The organism is Bradyrhizobium sp. AZCC 1577, from assembly GCF_036924575.1.
Lineage (GTDB): Bacteria > Pseudomonadota > Alphaproteobacteria > Rhizobiales > Xanthobacteraceae > Bradyrhizobium.
This window is the reverse complement of sequence record NZ_JAZHRQ010000001.1, coordinates 7,015,227-7,041,056: the sequence shown is the minus strand read 5'-3', so window position 1 is coordinate 7,041,056 and position 25,830 is coordinate 7,015,227. Positions and strand designations below refer to the sequence as shown.

The 25,830-nt window shown below is 63.9% G+C and carries 27 protein-coding genes and 1 pseudogene; 13 read left to right on the top strand and 15 right to left on the bottom strand.

The window, feature by feature from the left end; all coding sequences use genetic code 11:
* The first annotated feature begins 175 nt into the window (after window positions 1–175).
* The gene (locus V1278_RS33335) at window positions 176–634 is read left to right on the top strand and encodes a cupin domain-containing protein (protein WP_334383639.1); all 459 of its coding nucleotides are present in this window, start codon (window positions 176–178) and stop codon (window positions 632–634) included.
* A gap of 68 nt (window positions 635–702) precedes the next feature.
* Window positions 703–1,173 carry an SgcJ/EcaC family oxidoreductase gene (locus V1278_RS33330; protein ID WP_334383638.1) on the top strand — a complete coding sequence of 157 codons (471 nt, stop codon included), beginning with the start codon at window positions 703–705 and terminating at the stop codon, window positions 1,171–1,173.
* 15 nt (window positions 1,174–1,188) lie between these two features.
* Here the strand turns inward: V1278_RS33330 and V1278_RS33325 are convergent, their stop codons facing one another.
* The 5 genes and pseudogenes from V1278_RS33325 to V1278_RS33305 form a co-directional block, all read right to left on the bottom strand.
* Window positions 1,189–2,397, bottom strand: coding sequence for a hypothetical protein (locus V1278_RS33325; protein ID WP_334383637.1), 1,209 nt, complete (start codon window positions 2,395–2,397; stop codon window positions 1,189–1,191).
* A gap of 91 nt (window positions 2,398–2,488) precedes the next feature.
* Window positions 2,489–2,857, bottom strand: coding sequence for a hypothetical protein (locus V1278_RS33320; RefSeq protein WP_334366716.1), 369 nt, complete (start codon window positions 2,855–2,857; stop codon window positions 2,489–2,491).
* Between the two features lie 32 nt (window positions 2,858–2,889).
* The gene (locus V1278_RS33315) at window positions 2,890–3,108 is read right to left on the bottom strand and encodes a hypothetical protein (RefSeq protein WP_334366717.1); all 219 of its coding nucleotides are present in this window, start codon (window positions 3,106–3,108) and stop codon (window positions 2,890–2,892) included.
* A 145-nt stretch (window positions 3,109–3,253) separates the two neighbouring features.
* Entirely contained in the window at window positions 3,254–4,900 is a 1,647-nt protein-coding gene (gene groL, locus V1278_RS33310) for a chaperonin GroEL (protein ID WP_334383636.1), read from the bottom strand.
* 130 nt (window positions 4,901–5,030) lie between these two features.
* Window positions 5,031–5,328 (bottom strand): annotated as a pseudogene (locus V1278_RS33305) (co-chaperone GroES).
* A 352-nt stretch (window positions 5,329–5,680) separates the two neighbouring features.
* On the opposite strand from V1278_RS33305, the gene V1278_RS33300 reads away from it, so the two are divergent.
* Entirely contained in the window at window positions 5,681–6,190 is a 510-nt protein-coding gene (locus V1278_RS33300; RefSeq protein ID WP_334366718.1) for a hypothetical protein, read from the top strand.
* 98 nt (window positions 6,191–6,288) lie between these two features.
* Here V1278_RS33300 and V1278_RS33295 read toward each other — a convergent pair whose 3' ends face one another.
* Window positions 6,289–7,059, bottom strand: coding sequence for a protein phosphatase CheZ (locus tag V1278_RS33295; RefSeq protein WP_334366719.1), 771 nt, complete (start codon window positions 7,057–7,059; stop codon window positions 6,289–6,291).
* A gap of 309 nt (window positions 7,060–7,368) precedes the next feature.
* Between V1278_RS33295 and V1278_RS33290 the strand changes: the two genes are divergently transcribed.
* Window positions 7,369–8,163, top strand: a complete 795-nt coding sequence (locus tag V1278_RS33290; RefSeq protein WP_334366720.1) for a L,D-transpeptidase — start codon at window positions 7,369–7,371, stop codon at window positions 8,161–8,163.
* Window positions 8,164–8,373: 210 nt separating this feature from the next.
* Here V1278_RS33290 and V1278_RS33285 read toward each other — a convergent pair whose 3' ends face one another.
* From V1278_RS33285 to V1278_RS33260, 6 genes are all read right to left on the bottom strand, one after another.
* Window positions 8,374–9,180 carry a DUF2076 domain-containing protein gene (locus tag V1278_RS33285; RefSeq protein WP_334383635.1) on the bottom strand — a complete coding sequence of 269 codons (807 nt, stop codon included), beginning with the start codon at window positions 9,178–9,180 and terminating at the stop codon, window positions 8,374–8,376.
* Window positions 9,181–9,312: 132 nt separating this feature from the next.
* Window positions 9,313–10,158, bottom strand: coding sequence for a ChbG/HpnK family deacetylase (locus V1278_RS33280; RefSeq protein ID WP_334383634.1), 846 nt, complete (start codon window positions 10,156–10,158; stop codon window positions 9,313–9,315).
* Window positions 10,155–11,201 (bottom strand): glycosyltransferase family 2 protein, encoded by a 1,047-nt coding sequence (locus tag V1278_RS33275; RefSeq protein WP_334366723.1) that lies wholly within the window; start codon window positions 11,199–11,201, stop codon window positions 10,155–10,157. The genes V1278_RS33280 and V1278_RS33275 overlap by 4 nt, the downstream gene beginning before the upstream one ends.
* A 75-nt stretch (window positions 11,202–11,276) precedes the next feature.
* Window positions 11,277–12,254 carry an ATP phosphoribosyltransferase gene (gene hisG / locus V1278_RS33270; RefSeq protein WP_334383633.1) on the bottom strand — a complete coding sequence of 326 codons (978 nt, stop codon included), beginning with the start codon at window positions 12,252–12,254 and terminating at the stop codon, window positions 11,277–11,279.
* Window positions 12,251–13,417, bottom strand: a complete 1,167-nt coding sequence (locus tag V1278_RS33265) for an ATP phosphoribosyltransferase regulatory subunit (protein ID WP_334383632.1) — start codon at window positions 13,415–13,417, stop codon at window positions 12,251–12,253. Before V1278_RS33265 ends, hisG begins: the two co-directional genes overlap by 4 nt.
* A 166-nt stretch (window positions 13,418–13,583) precedes the next feature.
* Entirely contained in the window at window positions 13,584–14,336 is a 753-nt protein-coding gene (locus V1278_RS33260) for a 16S rRNA (uracil(1498)-N(3))-methyltransferase (protein ID WP_334366727.1), read from the bottom strand.
* A 209-nt stretch (window positions 14,337–14,545) separates the two neighbouring features.
* Here V1278_RS33260 and V1278_RS33255 point away from each other — a divergent pair, with 209 nt between their 5' ends.
* Entirely contained in the window at window positions 14,546–15,199 is a 654-nt protein-coding gene (locus V1278_RS33255; protein WP_334383631.1) for a hypothetical protein, read from the top strand.
* A 10-nt stretch (window positions 15,200–15,209) separates the two neighbouring features.
* Window positions 15,210–16,145, top strand: a complete 936-nt coding sequence (gene ubiA, locus V1278_RS33250) for a 4-hydroxybenzoate octaprenyltransferase (RefSeq protein ID WP_334383630.1) — start codon at window positions 15,210–15,212, stop codon at window positions 16,143–16,145.
* A gap of 395 nt (window positions 16,146–16,540) precedes the next feature.
* Here the strand turns inward: ubiA and V1278_RS33245 are convergent, their stop codons facing one another.
* Window positions 16,541–17,068, bottom strand: a complete 528-nt coding sequence (locus V1278_RS33245; protein ID WP_334384307.1) for a DUF6101 family protein — start codon at window positions 17,066–17,068, stop codon at window positions 16,541–16,543.
* A 249-nt stretch (window positions 17,069–17,317) separates the two neighbouring features.
* Between V1278_RS33245 and V1278_RS33240 the strand changes: the two genes are divergently transcribed.
* From V1278_RS33240 to lpxK, 6 genes are all read left to right on the top strand, one after another.
* Entirely contained in the window at window positions 17,318–18,718 is a 1,401-nt protein-coding gene (locus V1278_RS33240; RefSeq protein ID WP_334366730.1) for a TldD/PmbA family protein, read from the top strand.
* Entirely contained in the window at window positions 18,705–19,514 is an 810-nt protein-coding gene (locus V1278_RS33235; protein WP_334383629.1) for an inositol monophosphatase family protein, read from the top strand. Before V1278_RS33240 ends, V1278_RS33235 begins: the two co-directional genes overlap by 14 nt.
* Before the next feature lie 93 nt (window positions 19,515–19,607).
* Entirely contained in the window at window positions 19,608–19,856 is a 249-nt protein-coding gene (locus tag V1278_RS33230; RefSeq protein WP_028351494.1) for a DUF4170 domain-containing protein, read from the top strand.
* Entirely contained in the window at window positions 19,853–20,566 is a 714-nt protein-coding gene (locus tag V1278_RS33225; protein WP_334366732.1) for a lysophospholipid acyltransferase family protein, read from the top strand. Before V1278_RS33230 ends, V1278_RS33225 begins: the two co-directional genes overlap by 4 nt.
* Entirely contained in the window at window positions 20,559–21,863 is a 1,305-nt protein-coding gene (locus V1278_RS33220) for a 3-deoxy-D-manno-octulosonic acid transferase (protein WP_334366733.1), read from the top strand. Before V1278_RS33225 ends, V1278_RS33220 begins: the two co-directional genes overlap by 8 nt.
* The gene (gene lpxK / locus V1278_RS33215; protein ID WP_334366734.1) at window positions 21,856–22,851 is read left to right on the top strand and encodes a tetraacyldisaccharide 4'-kinase; all 996 of its coding nucleotides are present in this window, start codon (window positions 21,856–21,858) and stop codon (window positions 22,849–22,851) included. The genes V1278_RS33220 and lpxK overlap by 8 nt, the downstream gene beginning before the upstream one ends.
* On the opposite strand, the gene V1278_RS33210 is transcribed toward lpxK, so the two are convergent.
* Window positions 22,848–23,075: a DUF2093 domain-containing protein gene (locus V1278_RS33210; protein ID WP_057842324.1), complete on the bottom strand. Its 228-nt coding sequence runs from the start codon at window positions 23,073–23,075 to the stop codon at window positions 22,848–22,850. The two genes, lpxK and V1278_RS33210, sit on opposite strands and share 4 nt — an antisense overlap.
* Before the next feature lie 187 nt (window positions 23,076–23,262).
* Between V1278_RS33210 and V1278_RS33205 the strand changes: the two genes are divergently transcribed.
* Complete coding sequence (locus tag V1278_RS33205) at window positions 23,263–24,096, top strand: dienelactone hydrolase family protein (RefSeq protein WP_334366735.1); 834 nt, start codon at window positions 23,263–23,265, stop codon at window positions 24,094–24,096.
* A gap of 1 nt (window position 24,097) precedes the next feature.
* On the opposite strand, the gene xseA is transcribed toward V1278_RS33205, so the two are convergent.
* The gene (xseA, locus tag V1278_RS33200) at window positions 24,098–25,717 is read right to left on the bottom strand and encodes an exodeoxyribonuclease VII large subunit (protein WP_334366736.1); all 1,620 of its coding nucleotides are present in this window, start codon (window positions 25,715–25,717) and stop codon (window positions 24,098–24,100) included.
* Window positions 25,718–25,830: the final 113 nt, after the last annotated feature.

Sequence of the window (25,830 nt, the reverse complement as noted above, 5' to 3'; positions counted from 1 at the left end):
ACAACCGAGCCTATTAAGTCAGCATCTCTGACTTGTGGTTCGCCCTTCGCTGATGATGTAGTTTTTCTGGTGTGACGCACGCAACATTGTGGCGCGAGGCTTCACTCCAGTCCCCATAACTGACCGCCCATTGCGATTTGCGTCTCTTGCTGCATACAGCTTGGGAGGAACTCGCATGAAAAAGTTGCTGCTAACGGCGACCGGCTTGATTGCGCTCTCCATTCCGGCAATGGCCCAAAATACCGAGGTCCGGGTGATGCCCGATACGCTCACCTGGAAGGATAATCCAGCTTTTCCGAAGGGCGTTCAGATTGCGACCCTGGTCGGTGATCCGACGAAAGCGGGCGAGGTTGTCGTCCTGCGCATCAAGTTTCCACCTAACTTCCAGATGCCTCCGCATACGCATCCCTATTCCGAAGTTGTTACAGTCATAAGCGGTGACGTCGGCAGCAGCCATGGTGAAAAATTCGAAAAGAAGGGTGATCTCCTGAAGCCAGGCTCGCTATGGGTGTACCCCGCAAGACACCCGCACTACGCCTGGACCGGAAACGAGGAAGGGATACTTCAAGTCCAATTTATCGGCCCTGGTGGCATCGATTACATCAATCCGGCTGACGATCCGCGCAAACAGTAGCCGCTTGCATTGCAAGAGCCCGTCTCAAGCGGACACTTGCCTGCACGGTATTCGCAAGGGAGGATGTCATGCAATCTTCTCCAAAATTGGCGAACGCAGCACTTGCCCTGTGCATGGTGGCGTTGTCGTTTGGCCCAAGCGCCTCAGCCGAGCCGAAAGCGGAAGTGGCGGCGGCGACTTCGGGATGGGGGCAGGCTCTCGGCGAAGGCGATCCCGAAAAGGTGCTGCCGCTCTATTCGGACGACGCCGTGCTCTGGGGCACACTGTCGCCGACCGTGCGCTCCGACCGGGCGGCGCTACGAGACTATTTCGTGGGCGCCTTCAAGGTTCTGCCCAGCCTCAAGGTCACCTTCGGCGATCAACTCATCCGCGTGTACGGGAATGCAGCAGTCAATACTGGCTACTACACGTTTTCTTATGTGAAGGATGGCGAGACGAAGACCTTGCCCGCGCGCTACAGCTTCACCTATGTCAAGAACGGCCAGCGTTGGCTGATCGTCGACCACCATTCCTCGGCCATGCCATCAACCTCGAGGTAGCTGGCTAAATCATCGTTACTTCCACACCGACTTGTCGGCGTCCCAGCGCTGGCCCTTGAACTCCTTGGCCAGCGCTTCGAGCGAGCCGTTGTCGTCCTTCGGCTCGCCGCCTTCCTCGTCGCCGGTGGATTCTTCCGACACATGCAGTTTTGGGTCGGCGCCTTCATCTGCGGTCGTGATCACCGGGCTCGAGATCCACAGCATCAGCCGATCGGTGGCGCCCGGCTTATCCGGCGAGATCAGCGCGGTGATCTCGACAGTTTCGGTCAGCGCGAGCGCGGGATAGATCGGGCTCGGCCGCTTGAAGCTCAGCGTCAGTTTTCCGGTGTTGGCGTCCCACTCGGTGCCTGCGGGCTTGGCGGCGAGCGTTTTCGCGAGCACGCCTGAAATGGCGGACGCGATCTTGTCCCTGTTGATCTTGTCGCCGTCGCGCCACTCGGCTGCGGCAAAGCGGATGGTGCGGTCCATTTCGATGCTGCCACTGGTCCATCCCGCGGCGACCACGCCGGGCATCGACTTCGCCTTCGCAATCAGCGCTGCGGCGCGCTCCGGATCGACCGTCAGATTGATGGTCTGCTCGCCGGCGCGCAGCGCATCGCAGGAGATCGAAAGGCTGGAGAGCCCGACTTCGACGGCCTCGCCCTTCAGGCTTTTCAGAAAATCCAGCGCGGCGTCGAGCTTGACCCGCACGCCGATCGCTTCCGGCGAGACGTCGGTAAAATCCTTCGGCGCCGGCGTGATGCCGTCGTCGCTGGTCTGGTTGTCCAGAAATTCCTTCTCGCTGAGATCGGAATTGTCGGTCGAGGTCACTTCGGTCACGGTCTGGCCGATGCTGATCTGGCCGCGGAACTCGAAGGTGTCGCCGACAGGCTTGCGCACCAGCTTGACGGTAACCGGCAGCTTGTCACCGAGGCTCTGCGTGGAGCCGGTCAGGTTCTGGCCGCTGACGGCGAGGTTGGCGACGAAGCGGTCCTTGCGGTCCGCACCCTTCGCGGCGGGGTAGCAGACGTCGAGGGTAGCGGCGGTAACGTTCTTGCCCTGACGGGTTTCCTTCAGAATGACATCGGCATTGCCGTCCATCAGCCCGTCGATCGCGGTGAAATAGCGCGTCTCGGTCGCGCCCGGCGCGGTCTTGGGCTGCAGTTTCATCTGGGCGAAGGCGAGGTCCGAAGCGGCCGTGACAACCGCCAGGAGCAACAGAGCGGCGCAGAGAAAAAATCGCATGCGAACGGCCTCGTTATGGCGGGGGTGAATGCGTTCACTTTCCCAGAACTAGCCCGGATTCGCGACTTAATTTTTGCCCCGCATTTCCCGTCTAACCGCCGGATCTGGCGGCGGCCGTTTTTTCGCCGAAATAGAAGCCGGTCACGGCGCCCACCAGGCCGACGAGAGGTGTGAGAACCAACTCGATCACGACCCGAATGGCCTTCAGCTCGTTAGTTTCCGGCGTGCAACTATTCGCGACGTGGCAGCCATAAATTGTGATTAGGCCAGTCACGACGACCGCCGCGACCACACCGACTAATGTCCACACCAGCCAAAGCGCAATAGTGCCGCGAATGTTCTCGCGGTCGGGCGTCGGATCGTACGGCTTCTCGATGATTTGACCTGCGGTGGCAGGTACACTTGCTGTACGTCCTGTAGTTGTTGCCCCAAGCGTATTCAGATCCTGCACGTCAGACATCGGTGCCCCCAAAGACCGGTGCTACGGGATTGTTATATGCGGGAGACCTTCTTGAAGGTCTTGTTGCTTTCTTCGATCAGGATCGATGCGCCGGCGGCTTCCTTGTCGGAAAGATATTTTTCGCGGACGATCGCATCTTGCAAGACGGTGTTGGCCGATACACCACGCTGCTTCGCCAGATCGACCAGTGCATCAAACAGCTCTTTGGGAAGGTCCGCAGTGATCTTAACGGGCTCGTTTGGGTCAGCCATTCGAAAATCTCCGGTTACCGGCAAATATAAGCCGCGTCCGAGGTGGCGTGAAGTAGGTCGGAAAAATATTGGACTGAACGAAAAAGCCCGCCACCTTGCAGGCGGCGGGCTGGTTTTGCAGCGGAAGTAGTCGGACTGAAGGCTCTCAGAAGCCCATGCCGCCCATTCCCCCCATGCCGCCGCCACCGCCGGGCATCGCCGGGGCGGGCTCCTTCGGCAGTTCGGCGACCATGGCTTCGGTGGTCACCAAAAGGCCGGCTACCGACGAAGCGTCCTGCAGCGCGGTGCGCACCACCTTGGCCGGATCGATGATGCCCTTGTCGACCATGTCGACATATTCCTCGGTCTGGGCGTCGAAGCCGAAAGTCTCCGACTTGTTCTCCAGGATCTTGCCGACCACGATCGAGCCTTCGACGCCGGCGTTTTCCGAGATCTGGCGAACCGGGGCTTCCAGCGCCTTCAGCACGATATTGATACCGGCCTGAACGTCGGAATTGTCGTTGTTGATGCGGCCGACCGCCTTCTTGGCGCGGAGCAGCGCCACGCCGCCGCCCGGCACGACGCCTTCCTGGACGGCCGCCCGAGTCGCGTTGAGGGCGTCCTCGACGCGGTCCTTCTTTTCCTTGACCTCGACTTCGGTCGCGCCGCCGACCTTGATCACCGCGACGCCGCCGGCGAGTTTTGCAAGACGCTCCTGCAGCTTCTCGCGGTCGTAGTCCGAGGTGGTCTCCTCGATCTGCGCCTTGATCTGGGTGACGCGGGCCTCGATGTCCTTCTTCTTGCCGGCGCCCTTGACGATCGTGGTGTTCTCCTTGTCGATCACCACCTTGCCGGCGCGGCCGAGCATGTTGATGGTGACGCTTTCGAGCTTCATGCCGAGTTCATCGGAGATGAGCTGACCGCCGGTCAGGATCGCGATGTCTTCCAGCATCGCCTTGCGGCGATCGCCAAAACCCGGCGCCTTGACGGCGGCGACCTTCAGTCCACCGCGCAGGCGGTTGACCACCAGCGTCGCCAGCGCCTCACCCTCGACGTCCTCGGCGATGATCAGGAGCGGACGGCCGGACTGCACCACGGCCTCCAGCACCGGCAGCATCGACTGCAGGCCGGACAGCTTCTTCTCGTGCAAGAGCACGTAGACGTCTTCCAGCTCGGCGGTCATCTTCTCGGCGTTGGTGATGAAGTAGGGCGACAGGTAGCCGCGGTCGAACTTCATGCCCTCGACGATGTCGACCTCGGTCTCGAGCGACTTGTTTTCCTCGACCGTGATCACGCCTTCATTGCCGACCTTCTGCATCGCCTGCGCGATCATCTTGCCGATCGCGGTGTCGCCATTGGCCGAGATGGTGCCGATCTGGGCGACCTCGGAGGAGGCGGCGACCGGCTTGGCGCGCTTCTCGAGGTCCTTGACCACCGCGTGAACCGCGATGTCGATGCCGCGCTTCAGGTCCATCGGGTTCATGCCGGCGGCAACCGCCTTGCCGCCCTCGCGCACGATCGCCTGCGCCAGCACGGTGGCGGTGGTGGTGCCGTCGCCGGCGGTGTCGTTGGTCTTGGAGGCGACTTCGCGCAGCATCTGCGCGCCCATGTTCTCGAACTTGTCCTCGAGCTCGATTTCCTTGGCGACGGTGACACCGTCCTTGGTGATGCGCGGAGCGCCGAAGCTCTTCTCGATCACGACGTTGCGGCCCTTCGGACCGAGCGTCACCTTCACCGCGTTGGCGAGAACGTCGACGCCGCGCAGCATGCGGTCGCGGGCGTCGCCGGAAAATTTAACGTCTTTGGCAGCCATTTGAGTTGCTCCTGGAAAATGGACCTCATCCTGAGGAGCGGGCCTCGCCCGCGTCTCGAAGGATGATTTGTGAAAGCCGGGCCCTTCGAGACGGCAGCTTCGCTGCCTCCTCAGGGTGAGGCAGGGTGCCTTACGTCAGCACGCCCATGATGTCGGACTCCTTCATGATCAGGAGTTCCTCGCCATCGAGCTTGACCTCGGTGCCCGACCATTTGCCGAACAGCACGCGGTCGCCGACCTTGACGTCGATCGGAATCAGCTTGCCGGCCTCGTCGCGGCCGCCCGGGCCCACGGCGGTGACTTCGCCCTGCGACGGCTTTTCCTTGGCGCTGTCGGGAATGATGATGCCGCCCTTGGTCTTCTCTTCGGCATCCGATGCGCTTGACCACGACGCGGTCGTGCAGTGGACGGAATTTGGTTTTAGCCATGACGTCTCCTCTTGAAGTTCCTCTGGGAGGCTTAGGTTTCGGGTCTGTACCACTCGAAAATGGCTGGGAATGCCGGTATTCGACGCCGCCCCGGGGCGGGGCAGCACAACCCTTAGCAATCATTGTATTTGAGTGCTAAACGTGGGGCCGGGGAATATGTCTTGGCGCTGATCCTGTCAAGCAAACAAGGAGATTAAAGCCTTGGTGAGGCCAATATAGGATGGTGCTTCGGAAACCAAATCGGTGCAGCGGCGTCATTTCAACCGACGTCATTGCTCCGGGAGGCTTTTTGCGGTTGGCTGCTTATCGGCTGCTTGACGGGAGCGGCCAAGTGATTGCTCGGGGGAATGCGATGATCAGCTCACGTAATGCGCGTACGGTTGCCAATCTGGCGATCGCGTCGGCGCTTTCGATCTTGCTGGCGGCGTGCAGCAGCATGAGCCTGCCGTCGCTGTCATCCAGTCCGCCGCCCGAGCCTGAAGTCGCGCCGGAAATGCCGGCAACCGTCCGCGCCGACGAGATCGTCGGCCGCTGGGGCCTTGCCTCGTTCCAGAATCCCAATGACCGCGCCCGCACCGAGGCCGCGGCGCGCGGGCAGTGCAAGCAGCCCTACGTGATCGGCGCCGGCGCCAATGGCGGCGTGGTCATGCATCTGGCCGATCAGGCGACGCCGCAGGAACTGCGCCTTAAGGGCAGTCCGAGCGGCAAGAACTATATCGGCCCGCCCGGTCCGGCCGGCGGCGACCAGGACCGCGAGATCGTCTCGTTCGACGGCCGTGTCATGGTCACCCGCTTCATCGAAAAGGATGCCGCGGTCCGTTACGGCAACATGGTCTATGTCCGCTGCGCGCCGCGGGCGTGATTGGACGTCCCTCCGACGGTGGAGGACGGACAACCTGGCAACAAAAAAACGCCGGCATCGCTGCCGGCGTTTTGTTTAGCGCGCGTTAACCAGCCCGATCAATCGAACAATGCGTCGATGTCATTCTGCGAGGCGTGACCGTCGTCGCCGTCCATCTTCGGGCCGTTGAGCAGCTTGGCATCGCCTTCGCGGGTATCGACGATCGGGGGGGCGTGCGCCTTGATGGCATCGACGCCACCCCAGATTTCCATCATCTCGACGATATGCTGTTCGATGAACCTCATCGTGTTCATCACCTTGCTGATGCGCTGGCCTGTCAAGTCCTGGAAATTGCAGGCCTCGAAGATTGAGACGACGCGTTCCTGGATCTCCTCGCTGAGCAGCTTCTGCTGGTCCGGAGAAATGTTCTTGGAAAGCGCGGTCGCCGCCTGGTCGATCGCTTCGGTGGCTTCCAGAATCTGCTGGGTGGCCTGTTCGGTGCCGCCGACGACGGCGCCGAGTTCGCCATTGACCTTGGCCATTTCCTGGCCATCAAAGCTCTTGCCGTGCAGGGTGGCGATTTCGCGCTTGGTGCGGTTGATGGCGTCGTGAATGAGGTCGAGCTCGACCTTCAGCTTCTCGCACTGCTCGATCTGCGCGCGATAGGTTTCCAGAAGCGCGTGGGACTCGGCGACTTCGCGGATAATGTCCGCGCTCTCGGTCGAAGCGGCGCGGGCGTGGCCGAAGCCGGCCATCTGTGACCGGATCGCGCGCAGCTCGGCCATGATCTCGCGATGCATCGGGCCGATCTCGCCGCCTTCTGTAGGCATGACAATTGGCGCATCGCCCAGAATGGCTTCGATACGAAAACGTTTGCGATTTACCGACATGAGTTTTTCCCACCCCTTCATTGCCCGCGTGTTCTAAACCATGGCGATTTAACGTCAGGTTCACGGCGCAATATCGCGCGTTGGCGCTTTGCCCGCGGCCGCACACCAGCGATTAACCATGAGGGGAGCGCGTTCACGCAAAATAAACGCTACCGGACAAATCCGGACGCGCTTGCCGACGTGGTGAATCGAAACACGGCTTCTGTTTACCAAACCGATTAGGTTTTGATTTGTATTGATCGCGCGCAGCGGCGCTCGTCGCGCTGCGGCGCCGCGAACCCGCAGTGACGAACAGTACAGAGTACGTCGATGTCCGGAAAAATCCTTGTTGCGCTCTTCGCGAGCGTGTCTTGCCTTTGCTTCGCCAGTGAGGCTGCAGCGATCGACGCCTCATCATCAGCTGAACCCACCGTGATCTACGCCCGCCAACCGGCGCCGGTGCGCATGGCCTCTGCCCAACGCTCCAACATGGGCGGCGGCTTCATCGAATTCCTGTTCGGCGATGCCCCGCAGGGCGGGCGCTATCAACAAGCGCCGGCCTATCAGCAGCAGCCGGATTACGGCTATGGCGGGCGGCGCGCGTTGCTGCCGCCGATGGATCCGCAGCAGTCGATGCGGCGCGAGGAGGAGGAAGCATTCGACCCTGCGCAGCACCGGCTCGATCCGAAATATGAAAAGCAGGTGGTCGAGTATCACGGCAAGGAAAGCCCAGGCACCATCGTGATCGATACCCCGAACAAGTTCCTGTTCCTGGTGCAGGGCGACGGCAAGGCGCTGCGCTACGGCGTTGGCGTCGGCCGTCCCGGCTTCACCTGGTCGGGCGTCAAGACGATCTCGGCGAAGAAGGAATGGCCGGCCTGGACGCCGCCACCGGAAATGCTGGCGCGCCGCCCTGATCTGCCGCGGCACATGGAAGGCGGCCCGCAAAATCCGCTCGGCGCGCGCGCTATGTATCTGGGATCGTCGCTGTATCGCATCCACGGCTCCAACGAGCCATGGACCATCGGCACCAATGTCTCGTCCGGCTGCATCCGCATGCGCAATGAGGACGTGATCGATCTCTACGGCCGCGTCGGCGTCGGCGCGAAAGTAGTAGTGATCTGATACGAGCCGCAAAAACAGTGTCGTCCCTGCGAACGCAGGGACCCATAACCACCGGTGCTTGTTGCCTGGCAGGCTGCGGCTCAAACCGCCGCGATTACGTACATCCGTGGTTATGGGTCCCTGATCGCGCTTCGCTTGTCAGGGACGACAGCGGAGGAAATCAAAACGGCCGCCTATCGGGCGGCCGTTTCGTTTGATCGCCGACGCGCGTCAGGCGTAATCGCCGTCACCGCCGTCACCGCCATCGTCGCCGTCGAAGCCATCGGCACCGTGATCCATGTCATCGTCATCGTGCGAGGCTTGATCGAAGAATCCTTGCCGCGAACCACTGTCATCATTGTTGTCGGCGCGTCGGCTCGACGACCCGATGTCGTTGATTCCGGCCTCGCGCGCGAGATCGCCGCCGGACTGATCGCCCCACGGCCTGCGGTCTTCGACACCGCCGCTGTGGTTTGCCGTGTCGCCGAACGCTTGATGATTGCCGCCGCCGCCCATCATCCCTCGAATGCTGTTGAGCAGCAGCGATCCGCCGACCACGCCGGCTGCGGCTGCTGCCGCCGTGCCGAGGAATGAGCCGCCACCGCCGCCTTGCTGCGGCTGCTGCGCGCCATAGGGCTGGCCGTAAGCCGGCTGGTTATATTGTCCGGGCGGCGGCGTCTGCTGCAGCACCTGGCCGCTGTTCCACGTCGGGCGGCCGCCCATGTCGGGCGCGCGAACGTTGGGCACCGAGCCGTGCTGCTGATTCTGCCCGAAGATCGCGTCGCGCATCGAATCGAGGAAGCCGCCGGGTTGGTTTTGCTGGCCCGCCGCCGCTTCCAATTCCTGGATGCGCGTGTCGGCGCGCTTCAGTGCCTCGTCCTGCACCAGCGCGGTTTGCACCAGCGCATAGACCGCGTTGGGCGCGTTGCGCAGGCCCTCCATGATTGCGGACATGGCCTCCGGATCGCGCTTGGCGCTCTCCAGCTTGGCGAGCCGGTCGAAAAGATCGTCAATCAGTTGGCGTTCTTGCGGTGTCATGGCCCTCTCCCTCGCGTCGAATCGCGATCGACGCGCCCGAGGATGTAAGGAGGGTTTTGTGTCGCAAGTAGTGGGCGGCCGAATTAATTTTTGGTATGCGACAAAACGCCAGGCGGCTTTCGCTGATATCTGTCAACTCAATGTGACTTTATTCGCCGCCAGCAATGTCGGGAATCGATCGCTTGCCAGAAATGCGTGTTCCGCCTCGCGCTGGGTGGTCAGGGGATCGAGGCCCTCGAGCGTTTCGTCGACAAAGCCGGGGTGGCACATCACGAGCCCGCCTTCCGGCAGCCCTTCGAGGAACTGTCCCATCAGCACGCTGAAATCGGGCTCTTTGGAAAAATCATAGGCGCCGGCGAAGGCGGGGTTGCACGGGATTTTCGCATGGAGGGCGCGCTTGCGAAATTGCGCGCTGAGAACGTCGAGCAGCAAAGCCTTCGGCGCGCTGAGCAGTTGGCCCAACGGCTTGAGGCGTCCGCCTTGGCGAACCCAGGCGCTGGGGGCCGCCTCCTTGACCGCGTGCAGAAAAGCGTCGCGCACCCCAGGGAAGAGTTGCGCGTGCTGATGGCCGTCGACGAAATCGGGCGCGCGGCCGAACAGGTCCTTGAAGGCTGCAAGCTGGGCTGCGAGTTCGTCTTCGATCATTTCGGAATCGAGCCGCCGCAGCAGGCCCGCGCGCAGCAGTCTCGGAAACGGCAGGAACAAGCCGCCGTCGACCGGCCTGAAGTGCATCGTCAGCGGACGAAACGGCGCAGTCAGCGTCGCATGCAGTCCGATCGCGCATCGCGGGCTCGCCGCCGCAACCTCCTGCAACGCGGCGACTTCGGCGCGTCCGATCGCGGCGCCGACCACCATCACCGAGGTGGCATTGAGACGGCCGCGGCCGATCAAATCGCGGATGGCGCGGTTGACGCCTTCGGCCAGTCCGTAATCGTCGGCGCATAGCCAGATCCGGCGCGGCGGCGCGGCATCATTCATTCGGCGGCGGTCCGTTCGGTGGCGCTGGCCGCCGTCTCGCCATCGGCACGCTTCTCGTTGTGCTCGGCGACGAAGTAGATCGGACGCGCCTTCAGCTCGGAAAGGATCTTGCCGATATATTCGCCGACGATGCCGATCATGATGAGCTGCACGCCGCCGATCGTCATCATGCCGATCATCAGCGAGGGATAGCCGGGGACCTGCTTGCCGGTGGTCCAGACCTCCCAGAGAATGGTGAGGCCGAACAGGAACGCGCTGATGGCGAGCAGCACGCCGAGCAGGCTGGCAAAGCGCAGCGGCGCCACCGAGAACGACGTCAGTCCCTCGATGGACAGGCCAATCAGCCGGCCCGGGCTGAACGTGGTGACACCGTGCGCGCGTGGCGCCGGCTCGTAATCGACGCGGATCTGGCGGAAGCCGATCCAGTTCGACAGGCCCTTGAAGAAGCGGTTGCGTTCGGGAAGCTGCCGCAGCGCGGCCGCCGCGCGTGGCGACAGCAGGCGGAAGTCGCCGGCGTCCTCGGGGATCTTCTGCCGCGCGCCCCAATTGATCAGCGCGTAGAAGCCACGTACGGCCTGGCGGCGCAGGAACGATTCATTGTCGCGATGCGCCTTCGCCGTATAGACGACATCGTAGCCGTCATCGATCCAGTGCGCGACGAGCTTTTCGACCAGGCTCGGCGGATGTTGGCCATCGCCGTCCATGAACAGGATGGCGCCGCGGCGGGCATGGTCGAGCCCCGCCATCAGGGCCGCCTCCTTGCCGAAATTGCGCGACAGCGAGACGACCTGCACGTCGAGCGCATCGGCAGCAAGCGAACGCGCGATCGCAAGCGTGTTGTCGGCGCTGCCGTCGTCGACATAGACCACTTCGCAGACGAGGCCGTAGCGCGCCTTCAGCGTCTTGGCGAGCCCGATCAATCGCTCGTGCAGCAAAGCGAGCCCTGCCGCCTCGTTGTACAGCGGCAGGACAATCGACAAGCCTTTCGCCGCCGCGCTGGCTGCGGTCGTCGTCAGGCGGGAAACGTCAGAGCCGAGCGTCATCAATCAGGTCCCAGATTATCCAACCATATATGTTACCTGCGAGATGCTGTCGCAACGATGAACGAAACGGCAGCCTTATTGCCGCAGGAACGTCTCGAGCCCGGCAAATAACGGGTTTTCGCGGTCGAGCACATAGTCGAGCGAGGCGATCGAGACCGTGTCGGCGCCATGCTCGCGCAGGAAGCTGCCGAGCGCGTAAAGATGCATCGGCGGGCAGTGCAGCGTGAGCATGCCGGACGAGGTCGGCCCGCCGAACGGCGCCACCACGCCAAAGCGGTTATGCGCCTCGTTAAGCAACGCCTCGTTGCAGCCGGCGAAACGGGTGCGCACCTCGCGATATTTGCTGGCCCGGGCGCGAGCGGCGATGTGATCGAGGATGACGCGTGCGGTCTCGCGGGCTTCAGCCGACCAGTCGGCATCGCGGGAGGCCACGAGGTTGGCCTGGCTGCGCAAAATCACGCCGTCGTCGAGCACCTTCAGCCCGTTGGCGGCGAGCGTCGCGCCTGTCGTCGTGATGTCGACGATCATCTCGGCGGTGCCGACGGCAGGCGCGCCCTCGGTGGCGCCGGCGCTTTCGACGATGCGATAGTCGACCACGCCGTGAGCGGCGAAGAAGTTGCGCGTCAGGTTGATGTACTTGGTCGCGACCCGCATCCGCCGGTTATGCTGGGCGCGGAAGCCGGTGGTGACGTCGTCGAGATCGGCCATGGTGCGGACGTCGATCCAGGCCTGCGGCACCGCGACCACGACATTGGCGCTGCCGAAGCCTAGGCTGTCGATCAGCAGCACGCGTTTGTCGGCATCGGGGATGCTTTCGCGCAACAGATCCTCGCCGGTGACGCCGAGATGCACCATGCCGCGCGCGAGCTGGGAAGCGATTTCGCTCGCCGAGAGATAGGCGATCTCGACATTGTCGAGGCCTGCAATGGTGCCGCGATAGTCGCGCGCGCCGCGCGGTTTTGCCAGCGCAAGCCCCGCGCGCGTGAAAAACGCCTCGGTATTTTCCTGCAGGCGGCCCTTGGAGGGAACGGCGAGGACGAAGGGAACGGTCATGCGGCGCTCCCTTGCGCGTTGGATTGGCCGAGCTGCGTCAGCGCTTCGATCCACACCGAGAATCCGACCGCCGGGATCGGCGAGGCCGAGCCGAGTTGCGTCATCAGGCCATCGTAGCGCCCGCCAGCAACCAGCGGCTCGACGTCATTACCCTTGGCATGCAGTTCGAATTCAAAGCCGGTGTAATAATCGAGCCCGCGCCCGAACGAGGTGGAGAAGCGCGTTAGCTTGGTGTCGATGCCGCGCGCGGCCATGAAGCCGACGCGGCTTTCGAGCTCATCGATCGCCGCGGTCAGATCGAGCTTGGCGTCTGACGCCAGCGCGCGCAGTTGCTTAACCGATTCATCGGGATCGCCCGCAATCGCCAGGAAGCGCTTGATGATATCGAGCGCGTCGCGCGGCAGTGCACCGCCCTTCAGCGTCGATTGTTCGAGGAAGCGATCGGCGATTTCGTCGACAGTGCGTCCGCCGACATTGGTGGTGCCGGCGATCGACATCAGGTCAGTGACCAGCGCCAGCGCCGCCTTGCGATCGGAGCCGGCGAGCGCCGCCAGCACGCCCTCATATTCGTTGCGGCCGGGCGCAGTCGCAAGCGTCAGCCGTTCGATGTCCTCGGCGAGGCTGACCTTGCGGTTGAAATCCTTGATCAGCCGCCGCCGCCACACCGGATAGAGATCGAGCGCGTCGATCAGCGCAGTGAACAGCGCGACGTCGCCGGTGCGGATTTCGACATCCTTCAATCCGAACGCCGAGGTCGCTCCCAGCGCCAGCGCCAGCATTTCCGCATCCGCCGCGGCGCGGTCCGGCCGGCCGAAGGATTCGATGCCGGCCTGCAAGAATTCGCTGGGCCGCCCGCCCCGATAGCGGAACACCGGCCCGAGATAGCTGAAGCCCGCCGGCTTTCCGGCGCGTTCCGAGGCGAGATAGTCCCGCGCCACCGGAATGGTGAGGTCGGGGCGCAGGCAGAGTTCCTCGCCGGAAGCGTCGGCCGTCAGGTAAAGGCTCTTGCGGATGTCCTCGCCGGAGAGGTCGAGGAACGGCTCCGCCGGCTGCAGGATAGCAGGGTGAGCCTGGACGTAACCGCCTTGTGCAAACGACAATAGCAGCGCGTCCGCCCAGGCGGCGGACCCGGCAGCACCTCTGACGGCAGCGGTCGCGGTCATTTTGCGTCCAAATATCCGTAAAAAACCGGGTTCCAAGTTCGTTTGGGCTCCCCGGGGGTCCGGGCGGCTCATTGGCGCAGGCCTTAGCATGGCCGGGGCGGCGTTTCGACAGGGATTGGCCAACTGAATTAATGGGCGATGTCTCGCCCGGTCAGCCTTCCACCGGCTATCCCGGCCCCTGCCAGTCGCCAAGCGCGGCCTGCACCAGCGCCAGCGCGGCGACACCAGCGGTATCGGCGCGCAGGATGCGGGGGCCCAGAGACAGCCGCAGCGTCCTGGGCTGCCGCAGCAAGAGCGCCCGCTCTTCCTCGGCAAATCCGCCCTCGGGGCCAATCAGGACGTCGATCCCCTCAGCCGCGGTTAACCCCTGTTGCAGCGCCTCGATGGGATTGCCGATGTCAGCCGCCTCGTCACAGAACACCAGCAGGCGGCCGGTCTCGCGCTGTTCGAGAAATCGGTCCAGCGCGATCGGCTCGGCAACGTGCGCAAGGCTCAGGATTCCGCATTGCTCGGCGGCCTCGATGACGTTGGCGCGCATCCGCTCGCCGTTCACCCGCGAAACCTGGGTGTGTCGCGTCAGCACCGGCTGCAGGCTTGAGGCTCCCATCTCGACCGCCTTCTGCACCATGTAGTCGAGGCGCGCGTGTTTCAGCGGCGCAAAGACATAGGCGATATCGGGCAGGCGGTCCTGCGGCCGCGTCTGCGCGACGATGCTCAAGGCGTCGGGTCGCTTGCGGCCCTCGATTGCTGCCTGCCACTCGCCGTCGCGGCCGTTGAACACCAAAATGGTTTCGCCGGCCGCGAGCCGCAGCACATTGCCCAGATAATTGCTCTGGTTGCGCTCCAGCGCGATTCTTTCGCCCTCCCGCAAGGGGGCGTCGACGAACAGGCGCGGGGCGCGAAAATCGAGGTCAGGCATCCGTAATATTCCGTGTCCGCGCCGGTTTTAGCCTAAAGCGCTAGAATCCGGACGCTATTTTTAACTTCCGGGGCGCCCCTGCGCCGCGCTGCTGCCCCAATCAACGGGTTGTTAAGCGTCGGCAGGAATCGTAAAAAGTGCCCACCGCAAATCCGCTTCGTTTTCGAAGACGCTGGGGTTGCCTGGACCTAGCCGGAGATACCGCCTTGATGATCCGCCGCCTGATTGTGCCGCTGACCGCTGCCGTCGTGACCGTTCACGCGGGCCAAGCCTTCGCGCAGGGCGCGTTTCCGGCCCCCTTGCCGAACCAAAGCGCCGCGCCTGCGAATTCGCCTTTTCCGCCGGTGAATGGCGCAGCACCATCGGCCTCGGTCGGCGCCCCGTCGCCGTTCCCGTCGCAGGGCGCTGCCCCGGTTTCCAGAGGGTTCAGCGGCCCGCCGCCACAGGCCAGCGGTTCGGCGGACGCCTGCATGCAGGGCTTCGTCCCGCTGCGCGAGGAAGCCGAGCGGCGCGGCAAGCTGATCAAGGCCGCGAGCGACCGCAAGGCGCCGCCAGATGAAGCCTGCAAGCTGATCGGCAATTTCGGCCAGGCCGAATTGAAGATGATCAAGTACGTCGAGACCAATTCGGCTAAATGCGGAATTCCGCCGCAGATCGCCGACCAGCTCAAGAACGGCCACAAGAATACCGAGAAGATGCAGAAGCAGGTCTGTGCCGTTGCGCAGCAAGCGCAGGCCCGCGGCCCGGCCGGGCCAAGCCTGAGCGAGGTGCTCGGCTCCTCCGCGGCGCTCCCTGAGGCGCAGACGGTCAGGAAGGGTGGCAGCACCTTCGATACGCTGAACGGCAACGTTCTCGCGCGATGACCGCGATCCGATGAGCGACGCGTCTACCCGCGTTGCCGATGCGACCGGCAACTGGGTCGACACGCGCGCGCCGGCCTGGTCGCGGCCTTACTTGCGGCTTTCCCGTTACGACCGTCCGATCGGCTCGTGGCTGTTGTTGATGCCGTGCTGGTGGTCGGCGGCGCTGGCCGCCGGCGTTGCGCGTGACATCTCGCAATTGCCGCTCGTGATCGTGCTGTTCTTCATCGGCGCCTTCGTCATGCGCGGCGCCGGCTGCGCCTGGAACGACATCACCGACCGCGAGCTCGACGCCAGCGTCGAGCGCACGCGCTCGCGGCCGCTGCCCGCTGGTCAGATCAGCGTGACGCAGGCGTTCGCCTTTTTGGTCCTGCAGGCGCTGATCGGGCTCGCGGTGCTCTTGCAGTTCAACCGCTTTGCGATTCTGACCGGCATCGCCTCGCTCGTCATCGTCGCGGTCTATCCCTTCATGAAGCGCATCACCTGGTGGCCGCAGGTCGTGCTGGGGCTGGCGTTCTCCTGGGGCGCGCCGATGGGATTTGCCGTCACGCTCGGCCGCATCGATCTCACCGCGCTCGTGCTCTATGCCGGCTCGATCGCCTGGGTGATCGGCTACGACACTATCTACGCCCATCAGGACACCGAGGACGATGCGCTGATCGGCATCAAGTCGACCGCCCGCCTGTTCGGCGCGCGCACCCATCTGGCGCTGGCGCTGCTTTATTCGCTCGCCGTCATTCTGATCGGCGTCGCGCTGGTACTGGGCGGCGTGCGCTGGCCGGCCTGGATCGGGTTGGTGGCGTTTGCAACGCATCTCGCCTGGCAGATCAGGACGCTCGACATTAGCAATCCCGCGCTGTGCCTCCGCCTGTTCAAGTCGAACCGCGATGCGGGGCTGTTGCTGTTTGCGGGATTACTGATTGACGCGGTGATGCGTTCGGTCTCGTAGGGTGGGCAAAGGCGCGTTGCGACGTGCCCACCATCGATCATCAAGCAAGCTTCATGATGGTAGGCACGCTTTCGCTTTGCCCACCCTCTACCTACGTGTCCGCGAACTGATTTGCCGCGTACGCCACAGTTGCTCTGATGATAGGGCAGGAAGTTCTTAAAACAAACTCGGGCGTACTTCGCCGCGTGATCGCGAAGGTGTGCCGGTGTTTGAAAATTGAATCCGAAAGCTCCTCCATCGTCCCTGCGAACGCAGGGACCCATAACCACCGGCCGAAATTGCTTGATGAGGTCGTTGTTGCCTGGTCTTTTCCGAGAACAACGGCCGCGGAGTATGGGTCCCTGCGTTCGCAGGGACGACAGCACTTGCTTGGCGAGAGTTCTGTTAAAGCAAACTCAATCCCGCGCGATGATCTCGCGCTCGTCGTGATGAACGGTTTCGGTGTTGCCGAGATTGCCGAGCCGACGGCGCACTAAAAATTTCGGGCGGCGGGCGCGGATCGCGTTGTGGCGGCGCCGCCGGGCGGCCGGTTCGCGATGATCATCTTCTGCCAACAGCGGCAGCGCGAAGATGTCACTCCACATCTGCCAGGCGGAGGCGATCTCCTCGTCGTCGGAGCTCACGCACAAGGGAATGTTCAAGGACGGGTCCCGATGCGCCAGCACCAGCATCTGTGCATCGTCGTCGAGACCACGCAGTGCTACGCCGAGAAAATCGCTGACGCGGACGTTGATCGCCATCCGCATGCCCTTGACGGCACGGTGCAGCACGACGCGCTCGCGATGAAGTTCGATCCTGCGCACGCCGCCGTCCGCACGGGTGTCGTGCGCATGGAAGCTGAGCGGCAGAGAAAGAGGGTCGAGCCGCAATGAACGGCTCGACCCGGCGGGATTGATCCCGCTTGTTGCTGTTTGACGCCTCACGGCTCTCATCTCCCCGCCGGGATTATGTTCCCGGTCGATACGCGAGACCTTAGCCGAGCGATTTCCGTTTCGCCTTAAAAAGCCTGGTTAACCCAACGTCACCCGCCAGCATGATTGACGAGACCTTGCGGCGGTGCCGAAAATGTTTGGTATTTGGCGTCGCAAAATGCTTGAAATCCCTGTGAATCAGGCACATCTCAGGGCCTTGCCGGCCGGCGTCCGAACCCTTCAATGTCAGGGATTTTGTTTGTGAACTCTTCACCATCTACGGCTTCGCCGCTTTCGAAGGCCCCCGCAACTTCCGACCTGTTCGATCAATCGGCGCTCTCGACGCTGGCGCAGCGGCTGGTCGAGGCCGCCAAGCGTGCGGGCGCGGATGCCGCCGATGCGGTCGCGGTGCGCGGGGTTTCGCAAGGCGTCGAAGTCCGCGATGGCCGGGTCGAGGAATCCGAGCGTTCCGAAGGCGACGACGTCGGATTGCGCGTGCTGGTCGGCCAGCGTCAGGCGGTGGTCTCGACCAACGATATTTCCGGCGACGGCGTCGCCAAGTTAGCCGAGCGGGCGGTCGCAATGGCCCGCGTCGCGCCCGACGACAAATATGTCGGCCTCGCCGATCCCTCGCTGCTCGCGCGCGAGTTCGCCGAGCTCGATCTGCTCGACCGCAATATTCCGACCACGAGCGAACTCGAGCGGCGTGCCTGCGAAGCGGAAGCCGCAGCTCTGGCAGTCAAGGGCGTGACCAAGTCGAGCGGTGCGTCTGCCTCGAGCGGCATCGGCGGCATGGTGCTGGTGACCTCGACCGGCTTCCACGGCTCATATTTGCGCTCCAGCCACGGCATCTCGGTGACCGCGATCTCCGGCGAAGGCACCAGCATGGAGCGCGATTACGACTTCACCTCGGCCCCGCATGCGTCCGACCTCGATTCTCCCGAGAGCGTCGGCCGCAGGGCAGGCGAGCGTACCGTGGCGCGTTCCAATCCGCGCAAGGTCGAGACCTGCAAGGTGCCGGTCGTCTACGATCCCCGGGCCTCGGGGTCGCTGGTCGGTCATCTCGTCGGCGCCATCAACGGCGCTTCGATTGCGCGCAAGACCAGCTTCCTCAAGGACAAGCTCGGCGAGCAGTTGTTTTCGAGGAACATCCGCATCATCGACGACCCCTTACGCGTGCGCGGCCTGCGCTCGCAGACCTTTGACGCCGAGGGCGTCAGAGTGAAGAAGCTTGCGCTCATCGACGAGGGCGTGCTGACCACCTGGCTGCTGGACTGCGCCACCGCCCGCGAGCTCGGGATGGTCACGACCGGACATGCCCATCGCGGCGTCTCCTCGTCGCCGTCGCCGGGGTCGTACAATCTGCATCTTGAACCCGGCGCGATGACGCCGAAGGAACTGATCGCCGACATCAAGCAGGGCTTTTACGTCACTGACCTGATCGGCTCCGGTGTCAACGGCGTGACCGGCGATTACAGCCGCGGCGCCTCCGGTTTCTGGATCGAGAACGGCGAGCTCACTTACCCCGTCAGCGAGGTGACGATCGCCGGCCACCTGCTGGAGATGTTCAAATCGCTCGTTCCGGCCAACGACCTGGAATTCCGCTACGGCGTCAACGCGCCGACGCTCCGCATCGAGGGCTTGACGCTTGGCGGACGCTGATACCGCCGACCGGATCTGGGCGCGCGATGCCGCGCTGCTGAAGGACACCGTGCGCGAAGCCGGCGCGCTGGCGCTATCGCTGTTTCGCACCGAATTGAAGAACTGGACCAAGGGCACTTCCTCGCCGGTCTCCGAGGCCGATATCGCCGTCAACGACCTCGTCGAGCGGCGGCTGCGCGCGGCGACGCCGGAATATGGCTGGCTGTCCGAGGAAAGCGTCGATGATGACACACGGCTCGGCAAGGAACTGGTCTGGATCGTCGATCCGATCGATGGCACCCGCGCCTATCTCGCGCATCGTGAAGACTGGTGCGTGAGCGTGGCGCTGGTTTCGGGTTCAACCCCGGTACTGGCGGCGGTGTTCGCGCCTGCCAGCGACGAATTCTTTTTCGCAATGCGCGGCAAGGGCACCATGCTGAACGGAAAGCGGGTCCGTGCATCCGCAGGAACGGAGCTCGATTTTTCGCGCATGGCCGGCCCAAAGCCGCTGGTGCAGCGGCTGAGTTCGTCACCGGACGACATCACGCTGCATCCGCGAATCGGATCGCTGGCGCTGAGGCTGTGCCGGGTCGCCGATGGCAGTCTCGATGCCGCTTTTGCAGGCGGCCAAAGCCGCGATTGGGATCTTGCCGCGGCGAATTTGATCGTGCAGGAAGCGAATGGTAGAATGACCGCGCTCTCGGGGGATGCGATTGAGTATAATCGCCGGGAGGTGGTGCACGGGGTGCTTGTGGCAGCGGGATACGATCGGCATGCGCGCATTGTCGAGCATTTCCAGGATCGTCGGCTGCCCTGAATCGGTTGAAATCCGTGCCACAAATCATCCCGTTCATACCGCGATTCACAATATCGATCTTGCTCGCCGGGCACCTCGTTAGGAAAGACCATCATGCCAGATAGTGCCCCGCAGCAATTGCTGCATCTCGTCATCGGCGGCGAGTTGACGGATCTCGAACACGTCACGTTCAAGGACCTCGACCAGGTCGATATCGTCGGCGTGTATCCCAATTACGCATCCGCTTACGCGGCCTGGAAGGCGAAGGCGCAGCAGACCGTCGATAATGCCCACATGCGCTACTTCGTGGTTCACCTCCACCGGCTGCTCGACCCAGGTCAAGACACGAAGTCCTCCAGTTGAAACGCCTCCTTCGCGATTTGCTGCGCAGCACTTGGGTTCAGCGCGCGCTGGGTGTGCTTGCGGCCGAATATCTGCGGCTGGTCTGGCTGACCAACCGCTTCAGTTATGACCCCGCCAACGTCTACGACATCGTCGAGCCGGAGATGCCGGCGATCTTCGCGTTCTGGCACGGCCAGCATTTCATGACGCCGTTCATTAAGAAGAAGGAGAGCCACCGCGCCAAGGTCCTGATCTCGCGACACCGCGACGGCGAGTTCAACGCCATCGCTGCCGAGCGGCTCGGCATCGGAACCATCAGGGGCTCCGGCGATCATAGTGGCGCCTTCCACCGCAAGGGCGGCGTCGGCGCGTTTCGGGAGATGCTGCAGGCGCTGGAAGACAAATGGAACGTCGCTACCACTGCCGACGTGCCGAAGCGCGCGCGGGTGGTCGGGCTTGGCATCATCATGCTGGCGCGGGAGTCTGGCCGGCCGATCATGCCCTTTGCGATGGTGACCAGCCGGTTCATCCGGTTGAAAAACTGGGACTCCACCACCATCAATTTGCCATTCGGGCGCGGTGCCGTGGTAGGCATTGAACATATATACGTGCCGCCGGATGCCGACGCCGAGACTATGGAAAAGCTGCGCCTTCAGGTAGAAGCTTTGCTGAACGAAGCGACTCGTCGCGCCTACGCGGCTGTCGGGCGTCCGGAGGCAGCTCTTGGCTGATCCACTGCCGATGACGTTGCGCGTCTACCGGAAACTGTCCTCCGTGATGGTTCCGTTGTCGCCTGCCGTCATCAACCGGCGCTTGAAGCTCGGCAAGGAGGACCCGGCGCGGGTCGGCGAGCGCCGCGGCATGAGCGCCGATGTTCGCCCCGCAGGGCCTCTTGTGTGGATTCACGGCGCCAGCGTCGGCGAAGTGCTGGCGGCGGCTGCGCTGATCGAGCGGCTGCGGGCCTTGGACCTGCGCATCCTCCTGACGTCGGGCACGGTGACTTCGGCTGCGATCGTCGCCAAGCGGTTCCCCCCTGACGTCATCCATCAATATGTCCCCTATGACTCGCCGCGCTACGTCGCGCGATTCCTCGATCATTGGCGTCCGTCGCTGGCGCTGTTCATCGAGTCCGATCTTTGGCCGAACCTGATCCTGTCGAGTGCCGCGCGGCGGCTGCCGATGGTGCTGATCAATGGACGGATGTCGCAGCGCTCGTTTCCGCGCTGGCGTCGTGTCGCCGGCACCATTTCGGCGCTGCTCGACAAGTTCGACATCTGCCTGGCGCAGTCGCAGACCGATGCGGATCGCTTTGCCGCGCTGGGCAGCCGCAACGTCATGATCACGGGAAATCTCAAGCTCGACGTTCCCGCGCCGCCGGCTGACGCCAACAAGCTGGATATGCTGATGTCGATGACGCGCGGCCGCCCGGTGGTGGTTGCGGCCTCCACGCATCCGGGCGAAGAAGAAATCGTGACGGCAACCCACCGGACGCTCGCCGGATTCTTCCCGGGGCTGCTGACGGTGATCGTGCCGCGGCACCCCGACCGCGGCGAGGCCATCGCGCGCATGATCTCCGCTTCGGGCCTCAATCCGACCCTGCGCTCGCACGAGGACTTGCCTACCGCCACGACCGACATTTATGTCGCCGACACCATGGGCGAACTGGGACTGTTCTACAGGCTGGCGCCGATCGTATTCATGGGCGGATCGCTGGTCGAGCATGGCGGGCAGAATCCGATCGAGGCGATCAAGCTCGGCGCCTCGATCGTCCACGGCCCTCACGTCTTCAACTTCACCGACGTCTACGAAGCCCTCGATTCAGCGGGCGGCGCGCGGCGGGCCGATACGCAGGAAGCGCTGGTCAATCAGTTCGGGCAGATGCTCGCCGATCCCAAGGCGCGCGAAGCCGTGCTCACCGCATCCGAGCGCGTGGTCGGTCAGCTCGGCGGCGCGCTGGAGCGAACGCTCTCTGCGCTTGAGCCGTATCTGCTGCAGTTGCGGATCGAGATGGGAACCGGCAATGCGTGAGCCGGGCTTCTGGCACGGCCCGTCCTCGCTCAACTCGCATCTGTTGAAACCGCTCGGCGCGCTCTATGGCGCCATCGCCGCACAGCGCCTGCAGCGCAAGGGATTGAATGCCGGCATTCCGGTGCTCTGCGTCGGCAATTACCACGTCGGCGGCGCCGGCAAGACGCCGACTGTGCTGGCGCTGGCGAAGCTCATGCGCGACCTCGGCGAGACGCCGGTCGTGCTGAGCCGCGGCTATGGCGGCGAATTGCGCGGGCCGGTCCGGGTCGATCCTGAGCGGCACGCGGCGGCCGATGTCGGCGACGAACCGCTGATGCTGGCAGGCCATCTGCCGGTCGTGGTGTCGCGCAAGCGCGCCGACGGCGTGCCGCTGGCGCGCTCGCAAGGCGCGACCGTGATCCTGATGGACGACGGCTTCCAGAATCCGTCGATCATCAAGGACGCATCCCTGATCGTGATCGACAGCGAACGCGGACTTGGCAACGGGAAGGTATTTCCCGCCGGACCGCTGCGCGCGCCGCTGCGGCCGCAATTGGCCCGCACCGACGCGCTGATCATTGTCGGCAACGGCACCGCTGCCGAGCCAGTGGCCGCCGAGATTGCCGCACAGGGCAAGCCGGTACTGCGCGCGCATCTGAAGCCGGATGACGCGCCGGTCGCCGCGCTTCGGGGCAAGCGCGTGCTGGCATTTGCCGGCATCGGCGATCCCGTGCGATTCTTCAACACGCTGCGCTCAAGCGGCATCGATGTCGTCAGGCAGCAGGCCTTCGCCGATCATCATCCGTATTCACAAGCCGAGATCGAAGGCTTGATTACCGAGGCCGAGCGCGACGGGCTGACATTGGTGACGACGGAAAAGGATCTGGCGCGGCTGCGCGATCGGCAGCACATCGTGCCGTTCGCGGTAACGCTGGAGTTCGACGATCCTGCGCGCCTGCGAAAATTCGTCGCCGACCGGCTATTCAAGGCGCGCGAGAAGCGATCTTAACCCTGCGTCTTCAGCGCACCGGGAAAGTGCCGCTGCAGCACGGCGCCGGGAACCGAATAGGCCTCCTGCAGATCGACGCTCCAGTACTTCAATTCGTCGAGCGGAATCCGCACGTCGGTGACGGCGCAGCGCACGTAGGTTCCGGGCGAGATCACGCGGAAATCGCCGTCCAGATATTGCACCTGCGCTTCGCCATGGCCCGAGGGGCCGAATTTATTGAGCACCGTCAAACTCTCCGATGGGCCGGCCCGCGGGCTGGCCTTAAGTGTAATTTTTGTGGATTCGATCTATCATAAATAGGTCGTACTGTCCGCCCCGCAAACTGACCTACTTGTGATGATTTTGCGCCCACCTGCATGATAGCGTGAATTTCATCGTGCCCGCAGCGTCATACCGATCCGACAGAGACCGATGCGCCTGTTGTCAGCAACGCTATTCCTGACGCTCCTTGCTGCGGCCTCCACGGCCAGTGCCACGCCGTTGCCGACCCCCCGCCAGGTCGATATTCCGGCGACCGGACTGACCCTGCACGCGCAGCTCTACAAGCCTGATGGTGACGGGCCATTTCCCACGGTAATCGCGCTGCATGGCTGCGGCGGATTGAGCGGGCAATCCGAGCCGGTGCTGCCGCGCTACCGTGACTGGGCGGAACAGCTCCTGAAGTCCGGCCATGCCGTGCTGTTGCCGGACAGTTACGGTTCGCGCGAGCTCGACCCGCAATGCCGCGTCAACGAGCGCCGCGTGCTTGCCCGTCGCGAGCGGGTGGCCGACGTCAACGCGTCGCGGCGATGGCTGTTGCAGCAGCCCTGGGTCGCGCGTGACCGCATCAGCCTGATCGGATGGGCCAACGGCGCCAGCGCGGTGCTGTGGGCGGTACGCCCGCAATCATCTTCGCGCGGGACTGACCCGGATTTCCGCTCGGCCATCGCATTCTATCCGGACTGCCGGATCTCCTCCGGCCTCGGCTGGAGCACGCGGGTGCCGACGCTGCTGTTGATTGGCGCGAAGGACGACGTCAGTTCGCCACACGCCTGCCGTCAGATGGTGGAGGGAGCTCGCGGCCGCAGCGCGCTGGCGCGAATCGTGGTCTATCCTGGGGCGGCTCACGATTTCGACCGCGCCAACCTTCCGCTGCGGGCGATCGCGGGGGCCGACGCGGCATTGCCCGAACACGGCCATATCGGCACCGACGCGGATGCGCGAAAGGATGCGCAACAGCGCGTCACGGAGTGGCTGGCGCGCTAAACTAGAACAGGCTTCCCTGATCGACCGGTTTTGGCACGCGCTTCGGCGCTGCCGGCTTGGCCTCGCGCGGGGCTGGCTTGGCAGGGCTCGCGGGGGCAGTCGTCGCGGCCGGCCGGTCCGCATCCGCGGTGACGCCCACGCGGCCGTCGGCGAATTCGACTGAGAGGCGTGCGCTCGGTCCGACCGCGGCGGCGGCATGGACGGCGTGGCCGTGCTCGTCGCGCACCAGGGCAAAGCCGCGGGCGAGCACGCCGCGATAGGACAGCGCCGACAGCAATTGCCCGCTATGGGCGACCCGCGCGTCGAGACGCTGCATGGCGGTCAGAAGCGCGCGGCGGGCGCGCTCGGCCAGCCGTTGCGTGCGTTCGCGGTCGCGTGCGATGGCATTGCGCTGGGCCTGGGCGTTGGAGAGTTTTGATGCCTTGAGCCTGACCTCCAGCCCGGCAAAGCGGTCGCGCCGGTTGCGCAGCAGGGCGCGGGCGGACAGCCTGATCCGTTCACCCGACACCGTGAGACGATGGCTGGCCTGCGCGACCTGTCCGCGCAACACCTTCAGCGTCAGGCCGGCGCTGAGATGCGAAAAGCGGCGGTGATGGGCGTGCGTATTGGCCTTCAATGCGCGGGGCAGGGCGGCGCCGAGGTGATCCAGCCGCTGCCTGGGGATCGCGAGCAGTTCGCTCAAGCTCGGCAGCGCGCGGGCGGTGGCGCGCAATTCGTTGCGGCGGCTCTCCTGGCCGCGTTGCCAGCACACCATGGTGCGGCGCGCCAGGCTTTCCACCTCGGCGAACAATTCGCTGCGCACGGGAACGGCCATTTCGGCCGCCGCCGTCGGCGTCGGCGCGCGCTTGTCGGCGGCGAAATCGATCAGCGTGATATCGGTCTCGTGGCCGACGGCCGAGATCAGCGGGATCACGCTATCGGCGGCAGCGCGAACCACGATCTCCTCGTTGAACGACCACAAATCCTCCAGGGAGCCGCCGCCGCGCGCGACGATCAGGAGATCGGGCCGCGGGATTCGTCCGGTCTCGGGTAGCGCGTTGAAACCGCGGATGGCGGCCGCAACCTGCTCGGCCGAGCCTTCGCCCTGCACCTTGACGGGCCACACCAGCACGCGGCGGGGAAAACGGTCCTCCAACCGATGCAGGATGTCTCTGATAACCGCGCCTGTCGGCGAGGTGACGACCCCGATCACTTCCGGCAGCCACGGCAGCAATTGCTTGCGCGCCTCGTCGAACAGGCCCTCGGCGGCGAGCTTCCGCTTGCGCTCCTCCATCAGCGCCATCAGCGCGCCGATGCCGGCAGGCTCCAGCGAGTCGATGACGATCTGGTATTTCGAGGAGTTTGGATAAGTCGTGAGCTTGCCGGTGGCGATGACCTCAAGCCCCTCCTGCGGCTTGAAGCGCATCCGGGCATGGGCGAACTTCCAGATCACCGCCTCGATCTTGGCGCTCTCGTCCTTCAGCGCGAAATAGCAATGACCCGAGGAGTGCGGCCCGCGAAAGCCGGAGATTTCGCCGCGGACGCGGACATGGCCAAAGCGGTCCTCGACCGTCCGCTTCAGCGCGGAGGAGAGTTCCGAGACGGTGAATTCGGGCGCGTTGATCAGGTTATCTGGCGGCATCGGCAACTGATTCGGACGTTTGAGGCGTTGCCGCAACGTAGGGATTTTTAATCATCCCCGCCAATCGAGGACTTGTGGAACTCAAATACTCTGTAGTACAGAGTTCTCTACAT

Coding starts and splice junctions, on each gene's coding strand:
- lpxK (WP_334366734.1), top strand. CDS start 21,856: ATGCGTGAGCCGGGCTTCTGGCACGGCCCGTCCTCGCTCAACTCGCAT.
- V1278_RS33285 (WP_334383635.1), bottom strand. CDS start 9,180: ATGACACCGCAAGAACGCCAACTGATTGACGATCTTTTCGACCGGCTC.
- V1278_RS33280 (WP_334383634.1), bottom strand. CDS start 10,158: ATGAATGATGCCGCGCCGCCGCGCCGGATCTGGCTATGCGCCGACGAT.
- xseA (WP_334366736.1), bottom strand. CDS start 25,717: ATGCCGCCAGATAACCTGATCAACGCGCCCGAATTCACCGTCTCGGAA.
- V1278_RS33260 (WP_334366727.1), bottom strand. CDS start 14,336: ATGCCTGACCTCGATTTTCGCGCCCCGCGCCTGTTCGTCGACGCCCCC.
- ubiA (WP_334383630.1), top strand. CDS start 15,210: ATGAGCGACGCGTCTACCCGCGTTGCCGATGCGACCGGCAACTGGGTC.
- V1278_RS33325 (WP_334383637.1), bottom strand. CDS start 2,397: ATGCGATTTTTTCTCTGCGCCGCTCTGTTGCTCCTGGCGGTTGTCACG.
- V1278_RS33295 (WP_334366719.1), bottom strand. CDS start 7,059: ATGTCGGTAAATCGCAAACGTTTTCGTATCGAAGCCATTCTGGGCGAT.
- V1278_RS33255 (WP_334383631.1), top strand. CDS start 14,546: ATGATCCGCCGCCTGATTGTGCCGCTGACCGCTGCCGTCGTGACCGTT.
- V1278_RS33265 (WP_334383632.1), bottom strand. CDS start 13,417: ATGACCGCGACCGCTGCCGTCAGAGGTGCTGCCGGGTCCGCCGCCTGG.
- V1278_RS33275 (WP_334366723.1), bottom strand. CDS start 11,201: ATGACGCTCGGCTCTGACGTTTCCCGCCTGACGACGACCGCAGCCAGC.
- V1278_RS33205 (WP_334366735.1), top strand. CDS start 23,263: ATGCGCCTGTTGTCAGCAACGCTATTCCTGACGCTCCTTGCTGCGGCC.
- V1278_RS33300 (WP_334366718.1), top strand. CDS start 5,681: ATGATCAGCTCACGTAATGCGCGTACGGTTGCCAATCTGGCGATCGCG.
- V1278_RS33230 (WP_028351494.1), top strand. CDS start 19,608: ATGCCAGATAGTGCCCCGCAGCAATTGCTGCATCTCGTCATCGGCGGC.
- V1278_RS33330 (WP_334383638.1), top strand. CDS start 703: ATGCAATCTTCTCCAAAATTGGCGAACGCAGCACTTGCCCTGTGCATG.
- V1278_RS33290 (WP_334366720.1), top strand. CDS start 7,369: ATGTCCGGAAAAATCCTTGTTGCGCTCTTCGCGAGCGTGTCTTGCCTT.
- groL (WP_334383636.1), bottom strand. CDS start 4,900: ATGGCTGCCAAAGACGTTAAATTTTCCGGCGACGCCCGCGACCGCATG.
- V1278_RS33315 (WP_334366717.1), bottom strand. CDS start 3,108: ATGGCTGACCCAAACGAGCCCGTTAAGATCACTGCGGACCTTCCCAAA.
- hisG (WP_334383633.1), bottom strand. CDS start 12,254: ATGACCGTTCCCTTCGTCCTCGCCGTTCCCTCCAAGGGCCGCCTGCAG.
- V1278_RS33335 (WP_334383639.1), top strand. CDS start 176: ATGAAAAAGTTGCTGCTAACGGCGACCGGCTTGATTGCGCTCTCCATT.
- V1278_RS33320 (WP_334366716.1), bottom strand. CDS start 2,857: ATGTCTGACGTGCAGGATCTGAATACGCTTGGGGCAACAACTACAGGA.